This is a genomic window from Agrobacterium sp. S7/73 (genome assembly GCF_019355535.1).
In the GTDB taxonomy this organism is placed as follows: Bacteria; Pseudomonadota; Alphaproteobacteria; order Rhizobiales; family Rhizobiaceae; genus Agrobacterium; species Agrobacterium tumefaciens.
Genome location: NZ_CP072136.1, coordinates 2,061,747 through 2,078,471, shown reverse-complemented (window position 1 = coordinate 2,078,471; position 16,725 = coordinate 2,061,747). Strand labels below are relative to the sequence as shown.

Genomic DNA, 16,725 nt, shown 5'->3' with positions numbered 1-16,725 from the left:
CGGCGTTCATTTGTGGTGAATATGGGCGGGTTTTGTCGTTCAGCAAAGATCGCCATCTGGCGATTGACCGTCCACTATTCGTTGACAATGCCCCTGTTGCTGCTCCGACGCAGCTTTGACTTCAATCAAGGCGAAGGGCGCATCGGCAGGGAAATATGAGCCCGACACGTGAACGGCAGATTACGCCAAAGGAGATAGCCATGTACAAGAAAATCATCGTACCGGTAGACCTCAGCGCCATCGACAAGGGAGAGAAGATTCTCGCCAAGGCCAGGGCGCTGCTGGATGCCGATGGCGAGATCGTCCTCATCAATGTGGTTGAGGAACTGCCCGGCTATATGGCGATCGACCTGCCGGTAGACCTCATCGAAAATGCCATCAAGGATGCCAAGACGAAACTTGCGGATATTCAGGCGAAGGCCGGCTTCAAGGGCAAGCACGAAATCAGAAGCGGCGCGCCGGCGCGTGAAATCATTGCCGCTGCCGAAGAGCACAAGGCCGATCTCATCATCATCGCATCGCATATGCCTGACTTTACCAATTATTTCATCGGCGCCACCGCCGACCGCGTGGTGCGCCATGCCAAGTGCTCGGTGCTGATTGACAGGTAAAGTGAGTTGAAATCTTGGGGTTGCGGGCGATTTTCGCCCGCACCGGCTGGAGGAGAAGACCATGAATGTCGACAGTTACGAGAAAATCCTGCGCGACCGCCAGCGCGAGCTTTACAGCCGCCTGCACAAAATCGAGGCGGATTTCGAAGAACCGCGCAACCCCGATGACGACGATCGCGCCGCTGAACGCAGCAATGACGAGGTGCTGGATGAAATTGGGCAGGTGGGCCAGGACGAGTTGCGCGCCATCGACGCCGCACTCGACCGCATCGCGAACGGTACCTACGGCACCTGCGTCAAATGCGGCAAGAAAATTTCGGAAGACCGCCTGAAAGCCGTGCCCTATACGCCGTTCTGCCAGGAATGCGCTGCGGCCTTGTGAGGGCGCTCCTTTTTCCCTCCTCATTCCTGTGACAAGCGCAGGAATGAGGGAAACGGCGAGGCCACCGATCAACCTCTCCTTTCGCAACAGCCCGGAACGCAATTTGATCGCCGTTAACCGGCTGCTGTCTTGTTCCTGTCTAATATTGCCGTCATGCTTGGCCACAAGCAGGCAAACGGGAATGGACTATGAGTAACGTGTGGCGGTTTGGTCGCCAGTATGATTTTCACGAGATTGTCGCCGATGGTATCGTCCACGGCGTGGGTATCGTTTTTGCGCTGGTGGGCGCCACGGCGCTGATTTTTTACGCGACCGTCTGGGGCAGCCTCAGCGCCATCGCGGCCGCCTGGATTTACGGACTCGGCCTTGTTGCCTGCCTTTCCGTGTCCTTCACCTATAATATCTGGCCGCATTCCAACGTAAAATGGTTCCTGCGCCGGCTGGACCACTCGGCGATCTTCATCCTGATCGCCGCCACCTACACGCCGTTCCTGATGCGCGGTATCCACGAGCCGCTGATTGCCACCATGCTGGCGCTGATCTGGCTTGCCGCCATCTGTGGCATATTGCTCAAATGCCTGTTTCCCGGCCGTTACGACCGGGTCGCCATAGGCCTTTATCTCGCCATGGGCTGGAGCGGCATCATGGTGGTGCAGCCACTCTCGACGCATCTGGCCCCCGTCACGCTCTGGCTGATTGTCGCTGGCGGTGTCATCTATTCGCTCGGCGTGGTCTTCCATGTCTGGGAAAAGCTGCGATTCCAGAACGCCATCTGGCACGGTTTCGTCGTTGCCGCCGCCGTTGTCCACTATTTTGCCGTGGTCACTTCCTTCAGCCTCGTTCCCATGTCTTCCTGAGCTAGAGAGCACTGGACAGCCATCCGCGTCATCGCCTAATGCTCGCCTGAAGGTCGTGCCCCGGAACGTTGGGCGCGCGATGCAGACAAGAATGAGGGCGAACGATAATGAGTTTGGAACTGCGCGATGCCACCGTGGACGATCTTTCCGGCATCATGGAGATTTACAACGACGCGGTCCTGAACACGACGGCGATCTGGAACGAAGTGCTGGTCGATCTGGAAAACCGCAAGGAATGGTTTTCCGCCCGCAAGTCACGCGGCTTTCCTGTGATAGTCGCGATTCTTGACGGCAAGGTTGCCGGCTACGCTTCCTATGGCGACTGGCGCGCCTTCGACGGCTATCGCCACACCCGCGAACATTCGGTTTATGTCCACAAGGACGCGCGCGGCCACGGCATCGGCAAGCGGCTGATGCAGGCGCTCATCGACCACGCCTCCGGCAACGATGTGCATGTGCTGATCGCCGCGATCGAATCGGAAAACGCCGCCTCCATCCGCCTGCACGAAAGCCTCGGTTTCACCGTTGCCGGCCGGTTTTCGGAAGTGGGCACCAAGTTTGGCCGCTGGCTGGACCTGACCTGCATGGAGCTTAAACTGAACTAGTATGTGAGCCGGGATTTCTCTTAGGCAGGGCGCCGGGCGAAGGCCAGCATGACACCGAAAGCCATCATCATCGAGCCGCTGATCCGGTTGACGCGCTTCAGGGCGCGCGCATTGCGCATAAGACCGGACAGTCGCGAACCGACAAAGGCATAAACGGTGATCGCCACCACCTCGAGCAGCAGGAAAATTGCGCCGAGCGTGGCGAAGCTCTGCCAATAGGCGTCCTGCTGGATGAATTGCGGGAAAAAGGCCGTGAAGATCAGGATGGCCTTCGGATTACCGGAGGCGACAAAAAACTCCTGCCGCAGATAGGTCTTGAGAATATTTCCGTTGCCCGAGGAGATATCGGGAGCGGTGACATCCGCCCTTGAGCGGATGAGCTTGAAGCCGATCCACAGCAGGTAGAGAACGCCGATCCATTTGATCAGCGAAAACATCATTTCGGAAGCCATCAAAAGTGCGCCGAGGCCCAAAGCGGCGATCGCGATCATGCCCGCAAACGCAACCAGCCGGCCGCTCGCGGCCATCACTGCCGTTGCCATGCCGTATCGCGCACCAACCGTCATCGACAGGAGATTGTTGGGCCCGAACGCCATGTTCAGGGCAAAGCAGGCGGGAATGAATATGAGGATGGTTTCGAGCGCCATGATGGTGATCCGGAAGGAGTGAGATCGCGATAATCTCACTCTCCGGTCCGGCTGTCGAGACGGTCATTTTCTTCGCAAAAACGGCCGGCAGGCAGCCGGCCGTTATCCGTCTCTCATCAGATCGGTTCGAACACCATCGAATGGCCGTTGATGCAATAACGCAGGCCGGTGGGCGGTGGGCCGTCCGGGAAGACGTGGCCGAGGTGGCCGCCGCAATTGGCGCAGCGGATTTCGGTGCGCACCATGCCAAGCGTCGCATCGCGATGTTCCGTCACCGCACCCGGTTTCACCGGTTCGAAATAGCTCGGCCAGCCGCAACCTGCATCGAATTTGGTATCGGAGAGGAACAGCGGCTCGTCGCAGGCGGCGCAGCGATAGAGGCCTTTCTGGAACGTGTCCCAGTAGGGACCGGTAAATGGGCGCTCGGTGCCGTGTTCACGCAGGATGCGATATTGCTCCGGGGTCAGCTGCTCGCGCCAGTCGGCATCGCTCTTGTTCACTTTCGGGGATGTCAGATCGCTCATGGAATGATCCTTTCTGTTCCTGCCAGAAATAGGCATCGGCGCTGCAGATTGAAAGAGGGCAGCTGTCATAACGAGTACGTTATGGGCAGGTATGAGAGTCGATTTGGGTTGAGATGGCGGTGTCTATGCCTTAACTGAAAAATACGATTTGAAAAGAACGCCATTCATGGGCGTACAGGGGTAGGGGAAGCCCTGGGAGATGTGAATGACATCAGATGTCACGCAGCTGACATTCCTGTCGCTGTTTTTGCCGTTTCTGGCAGCGCTTGCCGCACCGATGCTGGTGAAAAGATTAGGTCACAATGCCGTCTGGATATTGGCGATCGCTCCCGCGCTGGCTTTTGTCCACTTCGCACTGATGCTGCCGCAGGTGGCGGCTGGCGGCGTGGTCACGGGCGGTTACGTCTGGGTTCCAAGTTTCAACCTCAGCTTTTCGTGGTTCATTGACGGCCTGTCGCTGACCTTTGCACTTCTGATCACCGGTATCGGTCTGCTGATCGTGCTTTATGCCGGCGGTTACATGAAGGGGCATCCGCAGCAGGGCCGCTTCCTGTCTTTCCTGCTTCTGTTCATGGGCGCGATGCTGGGCGTCGTGGTTTCGGACAGCCTGTTGATGCTGTTCGTTTACTGGGAACTGACCTCGATAACCTCGTTCCTGCTGATCGGATTCGACCATGCGCGCCCGGCCGCACGCCGAGCCGCCTTACAGGCGCTGGTGGTAACGGGCGGCGGCGGTCTGCTGCTGCTCGCCGGGTTGATCTTCATCTGGGACATGAGCGGCATGACGCAATTGTCCATGCTGGTGCGTGGCGGCGATATATTGCGCGACAGCCCGTTCTATCTGGCTGCGCTACTGCTGGTTCTCGGCGGCGCGTTCACCAAATCGGCGCAGTTTCCGTTCCATTTCTGGCTGCCCAACGCGATGGAGGCACCGACACCGGTTTCGGCCTATCTGCACTCGGCAACCATGGTGAAGGCCGGCGTCTATCTTCTGATGCGCCTCAACCCCGTTCTCGGCGATACCGCTGCCTGGCAGATCCTGCTGCCGTTCTTCGGCGGGTTGACCATGCTGACCGGCGCGCTGCTGGCCGTGCGCCAGACCGACCTGAAGCTGATGCTGGCCTATACCACCATGTCCTCGCTCGGTCTGCTGGTGATGCTGACCGGCTTCGGCTCTGACCACGCTATCGAGGCGGCTGTGCTTTATCTGGTGGCGCATTCGCTTTTCAAGGGCGCACTGTTCATGGTTGCCGGCATCATCGACCACGAGACCGGAACCCGCGATGTGACGAAGCTCGGCGGCTTGCGAAAAGCCATGCCGATCACCTTTGCGGCAGCACTTGCCGCGGCCATCTCCATGGCCGGCCTGCCGCCCTTCTTCGGCTTTCTCGCCAAGGAAGAGATTTATTATGCGCTGGCGCATGGCAATCCGCGTGCCGTGCTGTTCACCGGCATCGCCATTCTCGGCAATGCGCTGATGTTTGCCGTCGCTTTTGCCGTGGCGCTGAAACCTTTCCTCGGCAAGCCCGTGAAAACCCCGAAACACGCGCATGAGGGACCACTGCTGCTGTGGCTCGGCCCGGCGCTGCTGGCGATAAAAGGGCTGACCATCGCTCTCTTCGCTGGCCTTTCGCATTTTTACATTTCGACGCCGATGGCAAGCGCGATCGCGGGTGAGGCGCGCCCGGTGGAAATCTCGCTCATTCCCCATGTCGGCGTGCCGCTCGGCCTGTCGCTGCTGACGATCGCGCTCGGCATCCTCCTCTATATGCAGCTTTCCGCCGTTCGCGGCCTGATGGTGCGCACCTTCAAGGCGCTGGGTGCAGGGCCGGACAAGGGCTTCGATGTTTTCATCGAAACGCTGGTCAAAATCTCGTTCCATGTTGTCAGGCTTATCCAGCCCGGCAGGCTGGAATTTTACGTCACCGCCACTTTCGCCGTCATTGCCGTCGTGCTGCTTGCGCCGCTGTTTCTCTATGGCGAAATGCCGTCCATGCCGGCGTGGCCGCACGACATGAAAATCCATGAGCTGACCTTCATTGCCATTGCGGTTGCGGGCCTTGTCGCTGTGCTCACGGCGTCCAGCCGGCTTACGGCCATCATCGCGCTCGGCATTCAGGGGTTTGCGGTGGCGGTCATCTTCCTGCTGTTCGGCGCGCCCGATCTGTCGTTTACGCAATTCATGGTCGAAACCCTCTCCGTGGTCATTCTGACGCTGGTGATGACAAGGCTTCGCCTGTCGCCGTCAGACCACCGCGGCCCTGGCCAGAAGCTTCTGGACAGCACCATCGCCATTGCCTGCGGAACCGGCTTTGCCCTGTTCCTGATGCGGGCGACGGAAGCGTCGTTCGATAATCGCCTCACCGATTTCTACAACACCTATTCCAAGGTCATCGCCCACGGGGCGAATGTGGTGAACGTCATCATCGTCGATTTCCGCGGCACGGATACGCTGGGCGAGATTGCGGTGGTGATGATAACAGGCCTGGCCATTCTCGCGCTCATCCGCATCCGCCCGGCTGCTGCCATCAAGGGACCAGCAAAAATAGCGAAGAAGAAGGGAGCGCGGGCTTGAACACGCTTATCCTGCGCACCGTCGCCCCCGTAGTCACCAGCCTCATGGTGCTGTTTTCCATCTTTGTATTGCTGCGCGGCCATAACGAGCCGGGCGGCGGTTTCATCGGCGGGTTGATCGCGGTCTCGGCGCTGGCGATCTACGGCATCGCTTATGGTGTGGCCGCAGTCCGGCGCGCCATCGTGTACCATCCGCTGTCCATTGCCGGCGCGGGGCTGCTGTTGGCGATGTTGTCTGGTCTCGTCTCGATTGCATCCGGCGTGCCCTTCATGACCGGGCTGTGGGTCTATCCGAGCCTGCTCGGTGTGGAAGTGCCACTCTCCACCGTCATGTCCTTCGATATCGGCGTTTATCTCGTCGTGGTCGGTGCCATCACCTCCATTGCGCTGGCTCTGGAAGAAAGGGATAGCGACTGATGGAAGCTGTTTTCTCCATTCTCGTCGGCATCTTTTTTTCGGTGGCGATCTATCTCATGCTCTCGCGTCACAGCATCCGCATGCTGCTCGGCATCGCCATTCTCGGCAACGCAGTCAACCTCCTGCTGTTCACGGCGGGAAGGCTGACGCGCGAAGTGCCGCCGATCATTCCGCCCGGCATGGACACGCTGCCGGCGGGCGCCGCCAATCCGCTGCCGCAGGCGCTTATCCTCACGGCAATCGTCATTTCCTTTTCCTTCTTCTGTTTCCTGCTGGTGCTGACCTGGCGCGCGTTCCAGGAATTGCAGACCGACGACACCGACGAAATGCGCACCGCAGAACCGGCAGGCGAGCCTTTGCCGCCGCTCGGTTATTGAGCGGGGCGGGGCACAGACACATGGCTTCATCCACCACCTCTGCAATATCAGATCTTTCCGCAGCGCTTGTCACGGCACCCGTGCCGCTATCCGACTGGCTGATCATCCTTCCCGTCGCGCTCTCAATCGGCGCAGGTGCGGTGCTGATGATGCTGCGGCACACCATGCGTCTGCAGGCGCCCATCGCAATCACGGCACTTGCTCTGCTGGTATTGCTCGATGCTGCGCTTCTGTGGAAGGTCGTGACCCAAGGGCCGTTCACCATGGTGATGGGCCGCTGGCTGCCACCCTTCGGCATTGCCTTTACGGCTGATCTGACCGGCACGCTGCTGTCGCTCGCCGCCGCCATCGTGGCGCTGGCCGGTGCCATCCATGCCAGCGCCGATATCGACGCCAGCGGCAGGCGATACGGTTTTTATCCATTCCTGATGTTGTTGATGGCGGGTGTCACCGGTGCGTTCCTGACCGGCGACCTCTTCAACCTCTATGTCTGGTTCGAGGTGCTGCTGATCTCGTCCTTCGGCCTCATCGTGCTGGGCTCCACGCGCGAGCAGATCGATGGCGCGCTGAAATACGCCATCCTCAACCTCATCGGTACGACGCTGTTCCTGATCACGGTCGGTTATCTCTATGCCATCTTCGGCACGCTCAATATGGCCGATATCGCGCTGAAGGCGACGCAGCTGCGCGGCACGGCTCCGCTGATGACGCTTGCCAGCCTGTTTGCTCTCGCCTTCGCCATGAAGGCGGCGGCCTTTCCGGTGAATTTCTGGCTGCCCGCCTCCTATCACACGCCGCGCATCGTCGTTTCCGCCCTGTTCGGCGGCCTGCTTACCAAGGTCGGCATCTACGCGCTGCTGCGCGTCATGGTCATGTTGTTTCCGGTCGAGCGGGAGGAGCTGAGTATTGTCATCGCCATCTCTGCGGCGCTGACAATGGTGCTCGGCGCCATGGGTGCGCTGGCACAGAACGATATCCGCCGCATGCTCGGTTACATCGTCATATCGGGCATCGGTTACATGATGGCGGGCATCGCCATCGGCACGCCCTCCGGCGTTGCCGGCGCGATCTTTTACGCGCTGCACTCCATGGTGCTGATGACGGCGCTTTATCTCGCCGCCGGCCACGCCGCCCGCCTTGGCGGCAGTTTCGCCCTGACTTCGCTCGGTGGCCTTTATCGGCAGGCGCCGTGGTTTTCGGGCCTCGCGCTCGCCTTGTTTTTCGCCGGTTCCGGCCTGCCGCCGTTTTCCGGCTTCTGGCCGAAGGTGGTTCTCGTCAAATCGGCGATCGATATCGGCGCCTGGTGGCTTGCCGCAGCCCTTCTCCTGTCCGGCTTCATCGCCACCATCGCCTTCGGGCGGGTCTTCCTCTTATGTTTCTGGCGCCCGGCAGTGGGCTCAACCGGCCAGGCGCCGTCGCTGCCTGCGTCGCCTCTGGCGGCCCCTTCTTTCGTCCCGCTGGTCGGGCTGACATTGCTGGTGGTATTCTTCGGTCTGTTTCCGGAAAGCCTGCTCAATCTCAGCCAGCAGGCGGCTGCGGGGCTTGGCAACCCCGAAGCCTATATCCAGTCGGTGTTTTCCGAGGGGAGCAGACTATGAGCCGCTACATCCTGTTACTGCTCTTCGTTGGCGTATGGCTCGCCGTAAGTGGCAGCGTCACGCCGGCGAACATTCTCTTCGGCCTCATCGTCTCGGCGCTGGCTCTGGGCCTTATCCGTCACCAGATCCCCAAGGGCGGCCGTCATCGGCTGCGTCCGGTCCGCGTGCTGTCGCTGCTTATGCTGTTCTTCAAGGAGCTGGCGCTATCGGCCTGGAAGGTGGCGGTGATGGTGACGCGGCCGAAGCTCGATGTGCAGCCCGGTATCTTCGCCTATCCGCTCAGGCTGACGACGGATTTCGAGATCACGCTGCTTGCCAATCTCATCACGCTGACCCCCGGCACACTTTCGGTCGATGTTTCCGAGGATAAAACAACGCTCTACGTCCACGCGATCGATTGCAGCAATATCGAAGCCGCAAAGAATGACATCCGAAACGGCTTCGAAAAAAAGATCATGGAGGCGTTTCAGGGATGACGCCGGAACTCATAGTTTCATTTGCAACTGTACTTGCCACGGTTGTACTGTCCGCTGCCTTTTTGCTGACAGTATATCGCGTCGTCGTCGGTCCGACCTTGCCGGACCGAATCGTCGCGCTCGACATGCTGGTCGGTATCGCCATCGGCTTCATTGCGGTTATCGCCATCCGCACCGGCGTCGATCTTTATGTCGATATCGCCATTGCGCTCGGACTGGTGGGTTTTCTCGCAACGGTGGCTTTTGCCCGCTTCGTCCTGTCGCGCGGTGCAGATGACAGGCGCAGGACAAAGGCTGTTCTCGACGGTGAGCGGGCATCGGAAGTTGTTGAAAAGCCTGAAAAACAAGTATCCAGGCGTGGAAAAAGAAGGGGCGGTCGATGATGGGCTGGATCGTGGCTATTCTGGTTGCGGCACTGACGGTCTCAGGTGGCGCCTTCTCGCTGATTGCGGCAATCGGGCTTAATCGCCTGCCGGATGTCTACACCCGCATGCATGCGGCTTCCAAGGCGGGAACGGTGGGCTCAGGCCTGTTGCTGCTGGCTGTCGGCATTCATTCCACGGAAATATCGACGCTGGCACGGGCACTTGCCGGTTTCTTTTTCTTTGTTCTGACAGCACCGGTCTCCGCACATCTTCTTGCAATGGCTGCACACAAGGCAGGTTATCCACTTGCTGATAAATCGGTAGTTGATGACCTAAAGAAAATTTGAAGTTGAATTACCCCCTAATAATGGGGGGTCTTCGTTTTGCATTACTACTTGGCATAGTATTTTATTACCCGTGATTTTTTGTATTCCAATTAGACTGTTTTGAACTGAAAAAATCATAATAGGAATTTGACTTTTGCTGTTTTGATGCTATCCAAATTAAGTGTAAAATTGCTTATTGCGATTTGCATCTAGCCTCTTCATGGTCGGCATAGGCATTTTATTAATGTCTAATCTATGGTTGATCAGACCTTTGTTGGCCATGTCGCGGGCTACAAGTTGAATCTCGGATCAATTCGTTTCCGGTTTCGCTTGAAATCTAGGGGTAGATTTCACGTTGGTTTCAACAGGGCGAAGGAGGGGCACCGGGTAACTTCACATCGCTCGATGCGGCGTTCATCCGTGTCTGGAGATAAATAACAGGAGATACTTAAATGACGGAAACTGCATACGGTAACGCCCAGGATCTGCTGGTCGAACTGACGGCGGATATTGTGGCTGCCTATGTTAGCAACCACGTCGTTCCGGTAACTGAGCTTCCCGGCCTTATTTCGGATGTTCATACGGCACTCAGCGGAACATCGGCACCGGCATCGGTGGCGGTCAATGTTGAAAAGCAGAAGCCTGCTGTGTCGGTTCGCAAGTCGGTTCAGGACGATCATATCGTCTGTTTGGAATGTGGTGGCTCGTTCAAGTCGCTCAAACGCCACCTGACGACGCATCACAGCATGACGCCGGAAGAATATCGCGAAAAATGGGATCTGCCGGTCGATTATCCGATGGTTGCTCCCGCCTATGCCGAAGCCCGTTCGCGGCTCGCCAAGGAAATGGGTCTCGGTCAGCGCCGCAAGGCGAACCGTTGATTTTCTAAGACGGATTGTGTCGCGGCTGTATTTTCTCCCCGTCCGGGGAAAGATGGCCCGAAGCGCCGGATAAAGGGGACCTTGGCAGCATATTGCTGGCCTTGCCCCTTAACTCGCCGCCGTGACCTTTTCCCTTAGCAGGAGATGGCGGCAGGGTGCGCATGCCCGCTCCATACTCATCTTGCACCTAGTGTTATATCCGGCTGGTCCTTAGACCGGCTTTTTTATTGCCGCGCGCAATTTCGACAGAGGAAAAAAATCCTTGTCTAGGCGTCACCTTTATTCAAAAACAGAGCGAAATCAATCGCGTGTTTTTCGACGCCAAATTTGCCCTTCCCCGCGTCCATCCTCAGGTGTATGAATTAATTCCTATTCGTAAAGGAGTTGCATATGCCTTCGGACATATCGTCTTTGCCTGCCCCCTTTCGGCCCTGTGTGCAGGTTGCCGATAGCAATTTCCGCCGTTTTCCGCCTTCTGCCGGGCGGGATGAGATTTCCCGGATTTGCCGGCTGGTCCGGCAACTGGCCGGTGAAATGGTGCAATTGACCGGCGATCGTGTGGCTGCGCGCCGGGACAGGCGGCGCACCGAATGCCATATCCGCCAGATCGCCATGTATGTGTGCCATGTGCAGCTCGGTATTCCCATGTCGGATATCGGCCCCTGTTTCGGCAGGGACAGAACGACAGTCGGCCATGCCTGCCAGGTGGTTGAGGATCGTCGCGACGAACCCGCCTTTGACGAGTTCGTCGCCACACTGGAGCGGCTTTCCGGCAGCATTTTCAACGTGATGAAAGGTGTTCGGGATGAGTGAGACAAAAAGCGCTCCATCGATACTTCCCGATCCTGTCCTGTTGCGGCTCCTGCGCTGCATTGCTGCGGGCACGGCTGAGATATCGGAGGATCGCGGCGATATGGTATTGCAGCGACCGGAGGCCGGGAACGGCAGGACAGGGCGTCCGGCGTTGCGGTTTCCGTCCGCCACGGTGCAGCTCGCCCTCTCTTCGGGGCTGATCGAAAGACGCGAAAACACGTTCTCCGCCGCGCCGCCGCTCGCCTCCTATTTGAAGCGCGCTATAGCCAGGGATCGCGACGAGATTTTTCAGGAACAGCACTGGGATTTGCAGACGGTGGTTCTGGATGTCGGCAAGGACAGGCAGCCGGCCCGGCGCAACCTCAATAGCTCGCCACTGACAGGCCTTTCACGGCTGAAGGAAAAGGATGGCACGGCATTCTTCCCCAGCGACGCCTTGCAGGCTGGCGAACGCCTCGCCGCCGATTTTCACCGCGCGCAATTGAGCCCAAAGGTGACGGCAACTTGGGAACCGAAAATTGCAAGCCGCACGAAGGGGGAGGCGGGTGGCAAGCTCGATCTTACCGATGCGGCGATCTCCGCCCGGACGCGGTTTTCCCGTGCAGCCGATGCTATGGGGCCTGAACTTTCAGATGTCGCCATCGATATCTGCTGCTTTGAAAAGGGGCTGGAGGCCGTGGAGCGCGAGCGGCAATGGCCGGCGCGTTCGGCAAAACTGCTGCTGCGGGCCGCTCTGCTATCGCTTGCCCGGCATTATGCGCCGCAAGCGCAACGCAGCAGAAGGACAAGCCACCATTGGGGCGACGAAGATTATCGCCCGCCGATGGCGCCAACGATGGCAACAGAATGAAGGCTCAGGCGGTCAGAAGTCTCGCTTCCTCGCGGATACGTTTGACCATGGAACGCAGGCCATTGGCGCGCTGCGAGGACAAATGTTCCACCAGCCCGATCTTGTCGAACACCTCAATGGCGTCCAGACCGGCGATTTCGGAAGCTTTTTTACCGGAATAGACGGCAAGAACGATGGCGACGAGGCCGCGCACGATATGCGCATCGGAATCGCCCTCGAAGGTCATGAGAGGATCTTCAGCACCATCGCTGTGGCTGACGAGCCAGACCTGGCTTGCGCAGCCCTGCACCTTGTTCTCAGGCGTGCGCTTGTCTTCCGCAAGGTCGGGAAGCGCCTTGCCGAGTTCGATGACGTAACGATAGCGATCCTCCCAGTCGTCGAGGAAGGCGAAATCGTCAAGGATCGTATCGAGAGAGGCCATGTTGCGCGCCGTACCGTTCGTTATTGCCATGCTTTGCTACGATATAGGGCAAGTGCGGACGGTTTTGAACCATGCGGACCATGAAAAAGCCCACGGAAACAGGTTTCCGTGGGCAAGTTTGGCAGGCAGTCACGCAGGCGGACATATCCGGCTGCAGAGGAGGGGCGGCGCGGCGTCAAGCGGCGGCGCGAAATATCAGGGGGTAGGGCGCTTCTGCGGGAGGGGAATGATGGTGCCGGTCTTCAGCATGTCGGCATTCCCAGGGAATTCGACGCTGATCGCCGGTGCTGCGGCCAGTTTTTCGCTCTCGCTGGCGAGTTCGGCTGCGGGTGCCGTTTTATCACCGGATGCAAGCTGCGCGTCGAGCAATTCATAGGCGACCTTGGCGCCTTCCTTTGCCCGTTCACCGAGCGCGTGGAAGGTTTCGGCGCCCTTGACGCAGACGTCGGGTTTTTCGATGCAGATGGCGCTGACATAACGATAGGCCTCACCGGCTGCCGAAACGGCGCTGGGAATATCGAATGCCGAAGGTTCCTTGGTCGGATCGTTGCTGCTACCGAAATAGGACAGCGCGACCAGCACCAGCGAAAACCAGAATGTTCCTTTGATCAGAAACCACATTGTCAGACTACCCTGCCAGATGATCTTTGTTTTGAAGCCCCGCCCTTTTTGGGTCATCGGCCTTTGTCCCGTTTTTCGGGCTTGGAGAGAAGCTACAGGCGACCGGCGAACAGCCAATTGCAAAAAGCCGCGCAATTTAATTCAAATTGTATCTATTCTCCTCGCATCGGGACCGGCTCCAGCAATTCCGTCGCATTTTAACAGTCCATGTTAAGCATAATTGCGACAGATGCCGTCTGTTCCGGGCAAAAGTGGTCACCCGTGCTGCCACAAAGGTTAACGCGATGGCAAAAATAAAGCGAAATCCGTCGCTTACCCGTCATTAACCATGATTGGCAAAGCTTGGTTGAAATGCTCCGTAATGGGACTGCGGCGCATTTCGCGGCTGTTTGGTGCCGTTCTTTTTATCCATTCCTTAAGTCGCGGGCTTCTATTGTCGGAGCCGTTAGATCCGTCTCAGGGATTCAGGTTTGGTATTGCGTAATATGAGAAAAAAAGCGGTCGCATTGGTCGACCATGCCGCAGGCAGATGGCTTGCGCGTATGGAGGAGGACGCCGAAAGGCGCGCCGGCACCGTTGCGCGCCTGCGCCGCCTGTTTGCCTTCAGCGCCGTCGGCTTTCTGGTCGTTCCCGCCCTGTTCAGCCTCGTCTTCAGCCCCGCCATCGCGCTGCCCATCGGCGCCGCTCTGGTGCTGGCGCTCTATCTGGCCGCAGCCGCCCTGTTGATCGCCTTTTCGCGTCCTGCCCGTGGCGCAGCGTCCCTGTCCGCTCAAGCCGGCGACGATGACCTCGTTGCGGCATCGCAGGTGCCCGGCCTCGTACTCACCATCAATGAAAACGGCCTCGTCGAGCGCGTCTCTGGCCGCGACCTTGAAACGTTTCCAGCCGATCTTCAGGCCTGCAAGGGCCATGTCTTTGCCGAATATGTCTATGTTTCTGATCGCATCGAGCTGATGCAGGCTTTCGACCTTCTGCGGCAGGGCGAGGAAAAGTCCAGCGTGGAACTGCGGTTCGAAACCGGTGCGAAATCGCGCCAGGCGCAGTTCATTCACGCGCGTATGGAAATGACGGCGATCCGCAATGCGGCCGGCAGGCTGCGCCGCGTCGTCGCCCAGCTCTCCGACGTTACCGAGATGGAGCTTCTGCGCCGCGATGTCGCCCGCAAGGCGGCGGAGGCGGAATCGGCCAACGACGCCAAGTCGCGGTTCCTCGCTGCCGTCAGCCACGAGCTGCGCACCCCGCTCAACGCCGTCCTCGGCTTTTCCGACATTCTGGCGGGCGAATATTTCGGCCGGCTGGAAAACGACCGCCAGCGGGAATATGTCGGCTTGATCCGCCAGTCCGGCGCGCATCTCCTGTCGGTGGTCAACACCATGCTGGATATGAGCAAGCTGGAAGCGGGCCGTTACGAGCTAATGATGGAAAGCTTCCCGATCGGCGAAACCATCTCGTCCTGCGAGGCCATGCTCGGCTTGCAGGCGAAGGAAAAAGGTCTGACATTGACCAGCCGCATCCAGCGCGGTATCGGCGAAATCTCCGCCGACCAGCGCGCCATCCGCCAGGTTCTCATTAATCTGGCCGGTAACGCCATCAAGTTCACCGATGCCGGCGGTGTAGTGTCGATCGATGCTGCGCGTGAAGGCAGGATGCTGAAACTGACGGTCAGCGATACCGGCATCGGCATCGCATCCGACAAGATTGAACTCTTGGGCCAGCCTTTCATGCAGGTCCAGAATGAATATACCCGTCGCTATGAGGGCACGGGTCTGGGATTGTCCCTGGTCAAGGGTCTGGTAGCACTGCATGGCGGCACTTTCGCCATCACCAGCCAGCCCGGCGCGGGAACGGTCGTAACGATCATGTTGCCTGCCGACGGTTCCGGCATGGCAGGTGGCGAAAACGCTGAAACCGAATGCATGGTGGAGTTTCCGCCGCGCATCAAACGGCTCGGCGAAATGGCCGCGATTATGAAGAAGGATGGTGACGATGGCCCCGCGAAAGCGAAAATCGCCTAAGAAAACAACGGCCCAGATTGGCGCCGGGATTGTTTCCTTGGTGGTTTCGGCCATCGGGCGCGAACTCCTGCGCCGTCCGAAACTGGTGGGCGGCTCAGGCGCCTTCGTGGTCGTTTTCGGTTTTGTCGCCGCAAACGCGCTCTGGTACCAGCCGGGCGTTCATCCGTCTCCTTTTCTGCGTACCCGCGATGCGGCAAACCCGAACGGCATTGCCGGTTATCGCGCGGCAGAGCCGCTCGGCACGCAGGGCCATGTTACGACCTTCCGCATAGAACGCCCCAGCGAAACCGAAACGGCACAGCAACCGGCGGCCGCAACGGCGACGCCTGCGACATCGGTTGCGGCGGAAACCCAGAAGCCGCAGCAGATCGTTGCCGATATTCAGGCCGAACTTAAAAAACGCGGGCTTTACGAAGGCGAGGCGGACGGCAAGATGGGACCGCGCACGGCTGCCGCCATCATGTTCTTCGAAGAAACACTCGGCATGGAACAGACCGGCGAACCGACGACACGGGTGCTGGCGGCGCTCAGGATCGACGGCGCAACCGTCGCCGCAATCCCGAAGGATCGGCCTTCCGACGCCAACACCGGCGGCGGCGTTGAGATCGACCCGGTCGCGGCCGCAATCCGCAAGGCTGAAGCGCCTCGTCCCAAGGCCGAACCGGTCTCCTTGAACAGCGCTGCCGCCGCTTCAAAGCCGGTGAGCCGCGATCTGATTGCAAAGATCCAGCAGGGACTGATCAATATCGCCTATGCCGATGTGAAGGTGGACGGTGTGGCCGGCGAGCAGACCCGCAACGCCATCCGCCATTTCGAAAAACACTACCGCCTGCCGGAGACCGGTGAACCGAGCGAAGCCGTGCTGAAGAAGCTGAAATCGATCGGGGCGCTTTAGGGGACTGGGTCTCAACTCTCTCCATTCTTGTGACAAGCGCAGGAACGAGGAAAGAAGAGAGCGTAACAACACGGACAGGCAGCGGCCTGGCGCCTCCATCGAAAGCACCCCAATGCGCCTCAAATCCGAAATCTTCGTATCAGCCCTTATCCGCCGCGTGTTTTCCGCTGGTGGCTTTGCCGCTGTCGAAAAGAAGGGTGCGGAAGAGGCCGGTGCGATCTTCATCCGCCAGCGCCTTCGTGATGGCCGCGAAAACCTCTATGGACCCGCGCCGCAGAGTTTTGCCGAGGACGAGGAAGTCCGGGCCGAACGCCGTTTCGAGACGCGTCTTGCTGGTGTGGAGGGGGAGGAAAGTGCTGCTCTTCTCGAAAGGGAGCGGCGCTTCGACAGCGATCTATGGGTCGTCGAGATCGAAACGGACGAGATCGGCACTCTCCTGACGCTGGTGGACCAACCGAAGATTTAAAGCG

General features: G+C 59.0%; 21 protein-coding genes. 17 read left to right on the top strand and 4 right to left on the bottom strand.

Translation table 11 applies throughout. The annotated features are described in order from the left end of the window. Window positions 1–200: 200 nt before the first annotated feature. The 4 genes from J5276_RS10305 to J5276_RS10290 all read left to right on the top strand — a co-directional run bounded on the left by J5276_RS10305 (window position 201) and on the right by J5276_RS10290 (window position 2,455). Entirely contained in the window at window positions 201–611 is a 411-nt protein-coding gene (locus J5276_RS10305) for a universal stress protein (protein WP_003512003.1), read from the top strand. 61 nt (window positions 612–672) lie between these two features. Further along, window positions 673–993: a TraR/DksA C4-type zinc finger protein gene (locus J5276_RS10300; RefSeq protein ID WP_013635698.1), complete on the top strand. Its 321-nt coding sequence runs from the start codon at window positions 673–675 to the stop codon at window positions 991–993. Window positions 994–1,181: 188 nt separating this feature from the next. Then, entirely contained in the window at window positions 1,182–1,850 is a 669-nt protein-coding gene (locus tag J5276_RS10295; RefSeq protein ID WP_112155245.1) for a hemolysin III family protein, read from the top strand. Window positions 1,851–1,957: 107 nt separating this feature from the next. Continuing rightward, complete coding sequence (locus J5276_RS10290) at window positions 1,958–2,455, top strand: GNAT family N-acetyltransferase (RefSeq protein WP_003512007.1); 498 nt, start codon at window positions 1,958–1,960, stop codon at window positions 2,453–2,455. A gap of 20 nt (window positions 2,456–2,475) precedes the next feature. Here J5276_RS10290 and J5276_RS10285 read toward each other — a convergent pair whose 3' ends face one another. Both J5276_RS10285 and msrB read right to left on the bottom strand, forming a co-directional pair. Next, the gene (locus tag J5276_RS10285; protein ID WP_019564107.1) at window positions 2,476–3,102 is read right to left on the bottom strand and encodes a LysE family translocator; all 627 of its coding nucleotides are present in this window, start codon (window positions 3,100–3,102) and stop codon (window positions 2,476–2,478) included. Window positions 3,103–3,218: 116 nt separating this feature from the next. Continuing rightward, window positions 3,219–3,626 carry a peptide-methionine (R)-S-oxide reductase MsrB gene (msrB, locus tag J5276_RS10280; protein ID WP_003512009.1) on the bottom strand — a complete coding sequence of 136 codons (408 nt, stop codon included), beginning with the start codon at window positions 3,624–3,626 and terminating at the stop codon, window positions 3,219–3,221. A 205-nt stretch (window positions 3,627–3,831) separates the two neighbouring features. On the opposite strand from msrB, the gene J5276_RS10275 reads away from it, so the two are divergent. The 10 genes from J5276_RS10275 (at window position 3,832) to J5276_RS10230 (ending at window position 12,303) form a co-directional block, all read left to right on the top strand. After that, entirely contained in the window at window positions 3,832–6,201 is a 2,370-nt protein-coding gene (locus tag J5276_RS10275) for a putative monovalent cation/H+ antiporter subunit A (protein ID WP_112155246.1), read from the top strand. Further along, on the top strand, window positions 6,198–6,617 hold the full coding sequence (locus J5276_RS10270) for a Na(+)/H(+) antiporter subunit B (protein ID WP_111789377.1): 420 nt from the start codon (window positions 6,198–6,200) through the stop codon (window positions 6,615–6,617). The genes J5276_RS10275 and J5276_RS10270 overlap by 4 nt, the downstream gene beginning before the upstream one ends. Next, on the top strand, window positions 6,617–6,994 hold the full coding sequence (locus J5276_RS10265; protein ID WP_003509263.1) for a Na+/H+ antiporter subunit C: 378 nt from the start codon (window positions 6,617–6,619) through the stop codon (window positions 6,992–6,994). Before J5276_RS10270 ends, J5276_RS10265 begins: the two co-directional genes overlap by 1 nt. A gap of 20 nt (window positions 6,995–7,014) precedes the next feature. Beyond that, window positions 7,015–8,592 carry a Na+/H+ antiporter subunit D gene (locus J5276_RS10260; protein ID WP_174011298.1) on the top strand — a complete coding sequence of 526 codons (1,578 nt, stop codon included), beginning with the start codon at window positions 7,015–7,017 and terminating at the stop codon, window positions 8,590–8,592. Beyond that, window positions 8,589–9,068 (top strand): Na+/H+ antiporter subunit E, encoded by a 480-nt coding sequence (locus J5276_RS10255; RefSeq protein WP_003512024.1) that lies wholly within the window; start codon window positions 8,589–8,591, stop codon window positions 9,066–9,068. Before J5276_RS10260 ends, J5276_RS10255 begins: the two co-directional genes overlap by 4 nt. Next, window positions 9,065–9,451, top strand: a complete 387-nt coding sequence (locus tag J5276_RS10250) for a cation:proton antiporter (RefSeq protein ID WP_112155248.1) — start codon at window positions 9,065–9,067, stop codon at window positions 9,449–9,451. Before J5276_RS10255 ends, J5276_RS10250 begins: the two co-directional genes overlap by 4 nt. After that, window positions 9,448–9,780 carry a monovalent cation/H(+) antiporter subunit G gene (gene mnhG, locus J5276_RS10245; protein WP_112155249.1) on the top strand — a complete coding sequence of 111 codons (333 nt, stop codon included), beginning with the start codon at window positions 9,448–9,450 and terminating at the stop codon, window positions 9,778–9,780. The genes J5276_RS10250 and mnhG overlap by 4 nt, the downstream gene beginning before the upstream one ends. Before the next feature lie 431 nt (window positions 9,781–10,211). Beyond that, window positions 10,212–10,640, top strand: coding sequence for a MucR family transcriptional regulator Ros (gene ros, locus J5276_RS10240; RefSeq protein WP_003512037.1), 429 nt, complete (start codon window positions 10,212–10,214; stop codon window positions 10,638–10,640). 390 nt (window positions 10,641–11,030) lie between these two features. Beyond that, on the top strand, window positions 11,031–11,453 hold the full coding sequence (locus J5276_RS10235; protein ID WP_065688118.1) for a helix-turn-helix domain-containing protein: 423 nt from the start codon (window positions 11,031–11,033) through the stop codon (window positions 11,451–11,453). After that, the gene (locus J5276_RS10230) at window positions 11,446–12,303 is read left to right on the top strand and encodes a DUF6456 domain-containing protein (RefSeq protein WP_112155250.1); all 858 of its coding nucleotides are present in this window, start codon (window positions 11,446–11,448) and stop codon (window positions 12,301–12,303) included. The genes J5276_RS10235 and J5276_RS10230 overlap by 8 nt, the downstream gene beginning before the upstream one ends. 4 nt (window positions 12,304–12,307) lie before the next feature. Here J5276_RS10230 and J5276_RS10225 read toward each other — a convergent pair whose 3' ends face one another. Together J5276_RS10225 and J5276_RS10220 are read right to left on the bottom strand one after the other, a co-directional pair. Beyond that, complete coding sequence (locus tag J5276_RS10225) at window positions 12,308–12,724, bottom strand: SufE family protein (RefSeq protein ID WP_025592801.1); 417 nt, start codon at window positions 12,722–12,724, stop codon at window positions 12,308–12,310. Between the two features lie 195 nt (window positions 12,725–12,919). Then, on the bottom strand, window positions 12,920–13,345 hold the full coding sequence (locus J5276_RS10220) for a DUF5330 domain-containing protein (RefSeq protein ID WP_025592804.1): 426 nt from the start codon (window positions 13,343–13,345) through the stop codon (window positions 12,920–12,922). A 485-nt stretch (window positions 13,346–13,830) separates the two neighbouring features. Here J5276_RS10220 and J5276_RS10215 point away from each other — a divergent pair, with 485 nt between their 5' ends. From J5276_RS10215 to J5276_RS10205, 3 genes are all read left to right on the top strand, one after another. Next, window positions 13,831–15,360: a HAMP domain-containing sensor histidine kinase gene (locus J5276_RS10215; RefSeq protein WP_003512044.1), complete on the top strand. Its 1,530-nt coding sequence runs from the start codon at window positions 13,831–13,833 to the stop codon at window positions 15,358–15,360. Continuing rightward, complete coding sequence (locus J5276_RS10210; protein WP_162632932.1) at window positions 15,332–16,255, top strand: peptidoglycan-binding domain-containing protein; 924 nt, start codon at window positions 15,332–15,334, stop codon at window positions 16,253–16,255. Before J5276_RS10215 ends, J5276_RS10210 begins: the two co-directional genes overlap by 29 nt. A gap of 112 nt (window positions 16,256–16,367) precedes the next feature. Further along, window positions 16,368–16,721 (top strand): DUF1491 family protein, encoded by a 354-nt coding sequence (locus J5276_RS10205; protein ID WP_003512046.1) that lies wholly within the window; start codon window positions 16,368–16,370, stop codon window positions 16,719–16,721. Window positions 16,722–16,725: the final 4 nt, after the last annotated feature.

Bases quoted from the DNA above. Each gene is read 5' to 3' on its own strand.
- J5276_RS10305 (WP_003512003.1), top strand. From the start codon at position 201: ATGTACAAGAAAATCATCGTACCGGTAGACCTCAGCGCCATCGACAAG.
- J5276_RS10300 (WP_013635698.1), top strand. From the start codon at position 673: ATGAATGTCGACAGTTACGAGAAAATCCTGCGCGACCGCCAGCGCGAG.
- J5276_RS10295 (WP_112155245.1), top strand. From the start codon at position 1,182: ATGAGTAACGTGTGGCGGTTTGGTCGCCAGTATGATTTTCACGAGATT.
- J5276_RS10290 (WP_003512007.1), top strand. From the start codon at position 1,958: ATGAGTTTGGAACTGCGCGATGCCACCGTGGACGATCTTTCCGGCATC.
- J5276_RS10285 (WP_019564107.1), bottom strand. From the start codon at position 3,102: ATGGCGCTCGAAACCATCCTCATATTCATTCCCGCCTGCTTTGCCCTG.
- msrB (WP_003512009.1), bottom strand. From the start codon at position 3,626: ATGAGCGATCTGACATCCCCGAAAGTGAACAAGAGCGATGCCGACTGG.
- J5276_RS10275 (WP_112155246.1), top strand. From the start codon at position 3,832: ATGACATCAGATGTCACGCAGCTGACATTCCTGTCGCTGTTTTTGCCG.
- J5276_RS10265 (WP_003509263.1), top strand. From the start codon at position 6,617: ATGGAAGCTGTTTTCTCCATTCTCGTCGGCATCTTTTTTTCGGTGGCG.
- J5276_RS10260 (WP_174011298.1), top strand. From the start codon at position 7,015: ATGGCTTCATCCACCACCTCTGCAATATCAGATCTTTCCGCAGCGCTT.
- J5276_RS10255 (WP_003512024.1), top strand. From the start codon at position 8,589: ATGAGCCGCTACATCCTGTTACTGCTCTTCGTTGGCGTATGGCTCGCC.
- J5276_RS10250 (WP_112155248.1), top strand. From the start codon at position 9,065: ATGACGCCGGAACTCATAGTTTCATTTGCAACTGTACTTGCCACGGTT.
- mnhG (WP_112155249.1), top strand. From the start codon at position 9,448: ATGATGGGCTGGATCGTGGCTATTCTGGTTGCGGCACTGACGGTCTCA.
- ros (WP_003512037.1), top strand. From the start codon at position 10,212: ATGACGGAAACTGCATACGGTAACGCCCAGGATCTGCTGGTCGAACTG.
- J5276_RS10235 (WP_065688118.1), top strand. From the start codon at position 11,031: ATGCCTTCGGACATATCGTCTTTGCCTGCCCCCTTTCGGCCCTGTGTG.
- J5276_RS10230 (WP_112155250.1), top strand. From the start codon at position 11,446: ATGAGTGAGACAAAAAGCGCTCCATCGATACTTCCCGATCCTGTCCTG.
- J5276_RS10225 (WP_025592801.1), bottom strand. From the start codon at position 12,724: ATGGCCTCTCTCGATACGATCCTTGACGATTTCGCCTTCCTCGACGAC.
- J5276_RS10220 (WP_025592804.1), bottom strand. From the start codon at position 13,345: ATGTGGTTTCTGATCAAAGGAACATTCTGGTTTTCGCTGGTGCTGGTC.
- J5276_RS10215 (WP_003512044.1), top strand. From the start codon at position 13,831: ATGAGAAAAAAAGCGGTCGCATTGGTCGACCATGCCGCAGGCAGATGG.
- J5276_RS10210 (WP_162632932.1), top strand. From the start codon at position 15,332: ATGGCCCCGCGAAAGCGAAAATCGCCTAAGAAAACAACGGCCCAGATT.
- J5276_RS10205 (WP_003512046.1), top strand. From the start codon at position 16,368: ATGCGCCTCAAATCCGAAATCTTCGTATCAGCCCTTATCCGCCGCGTG.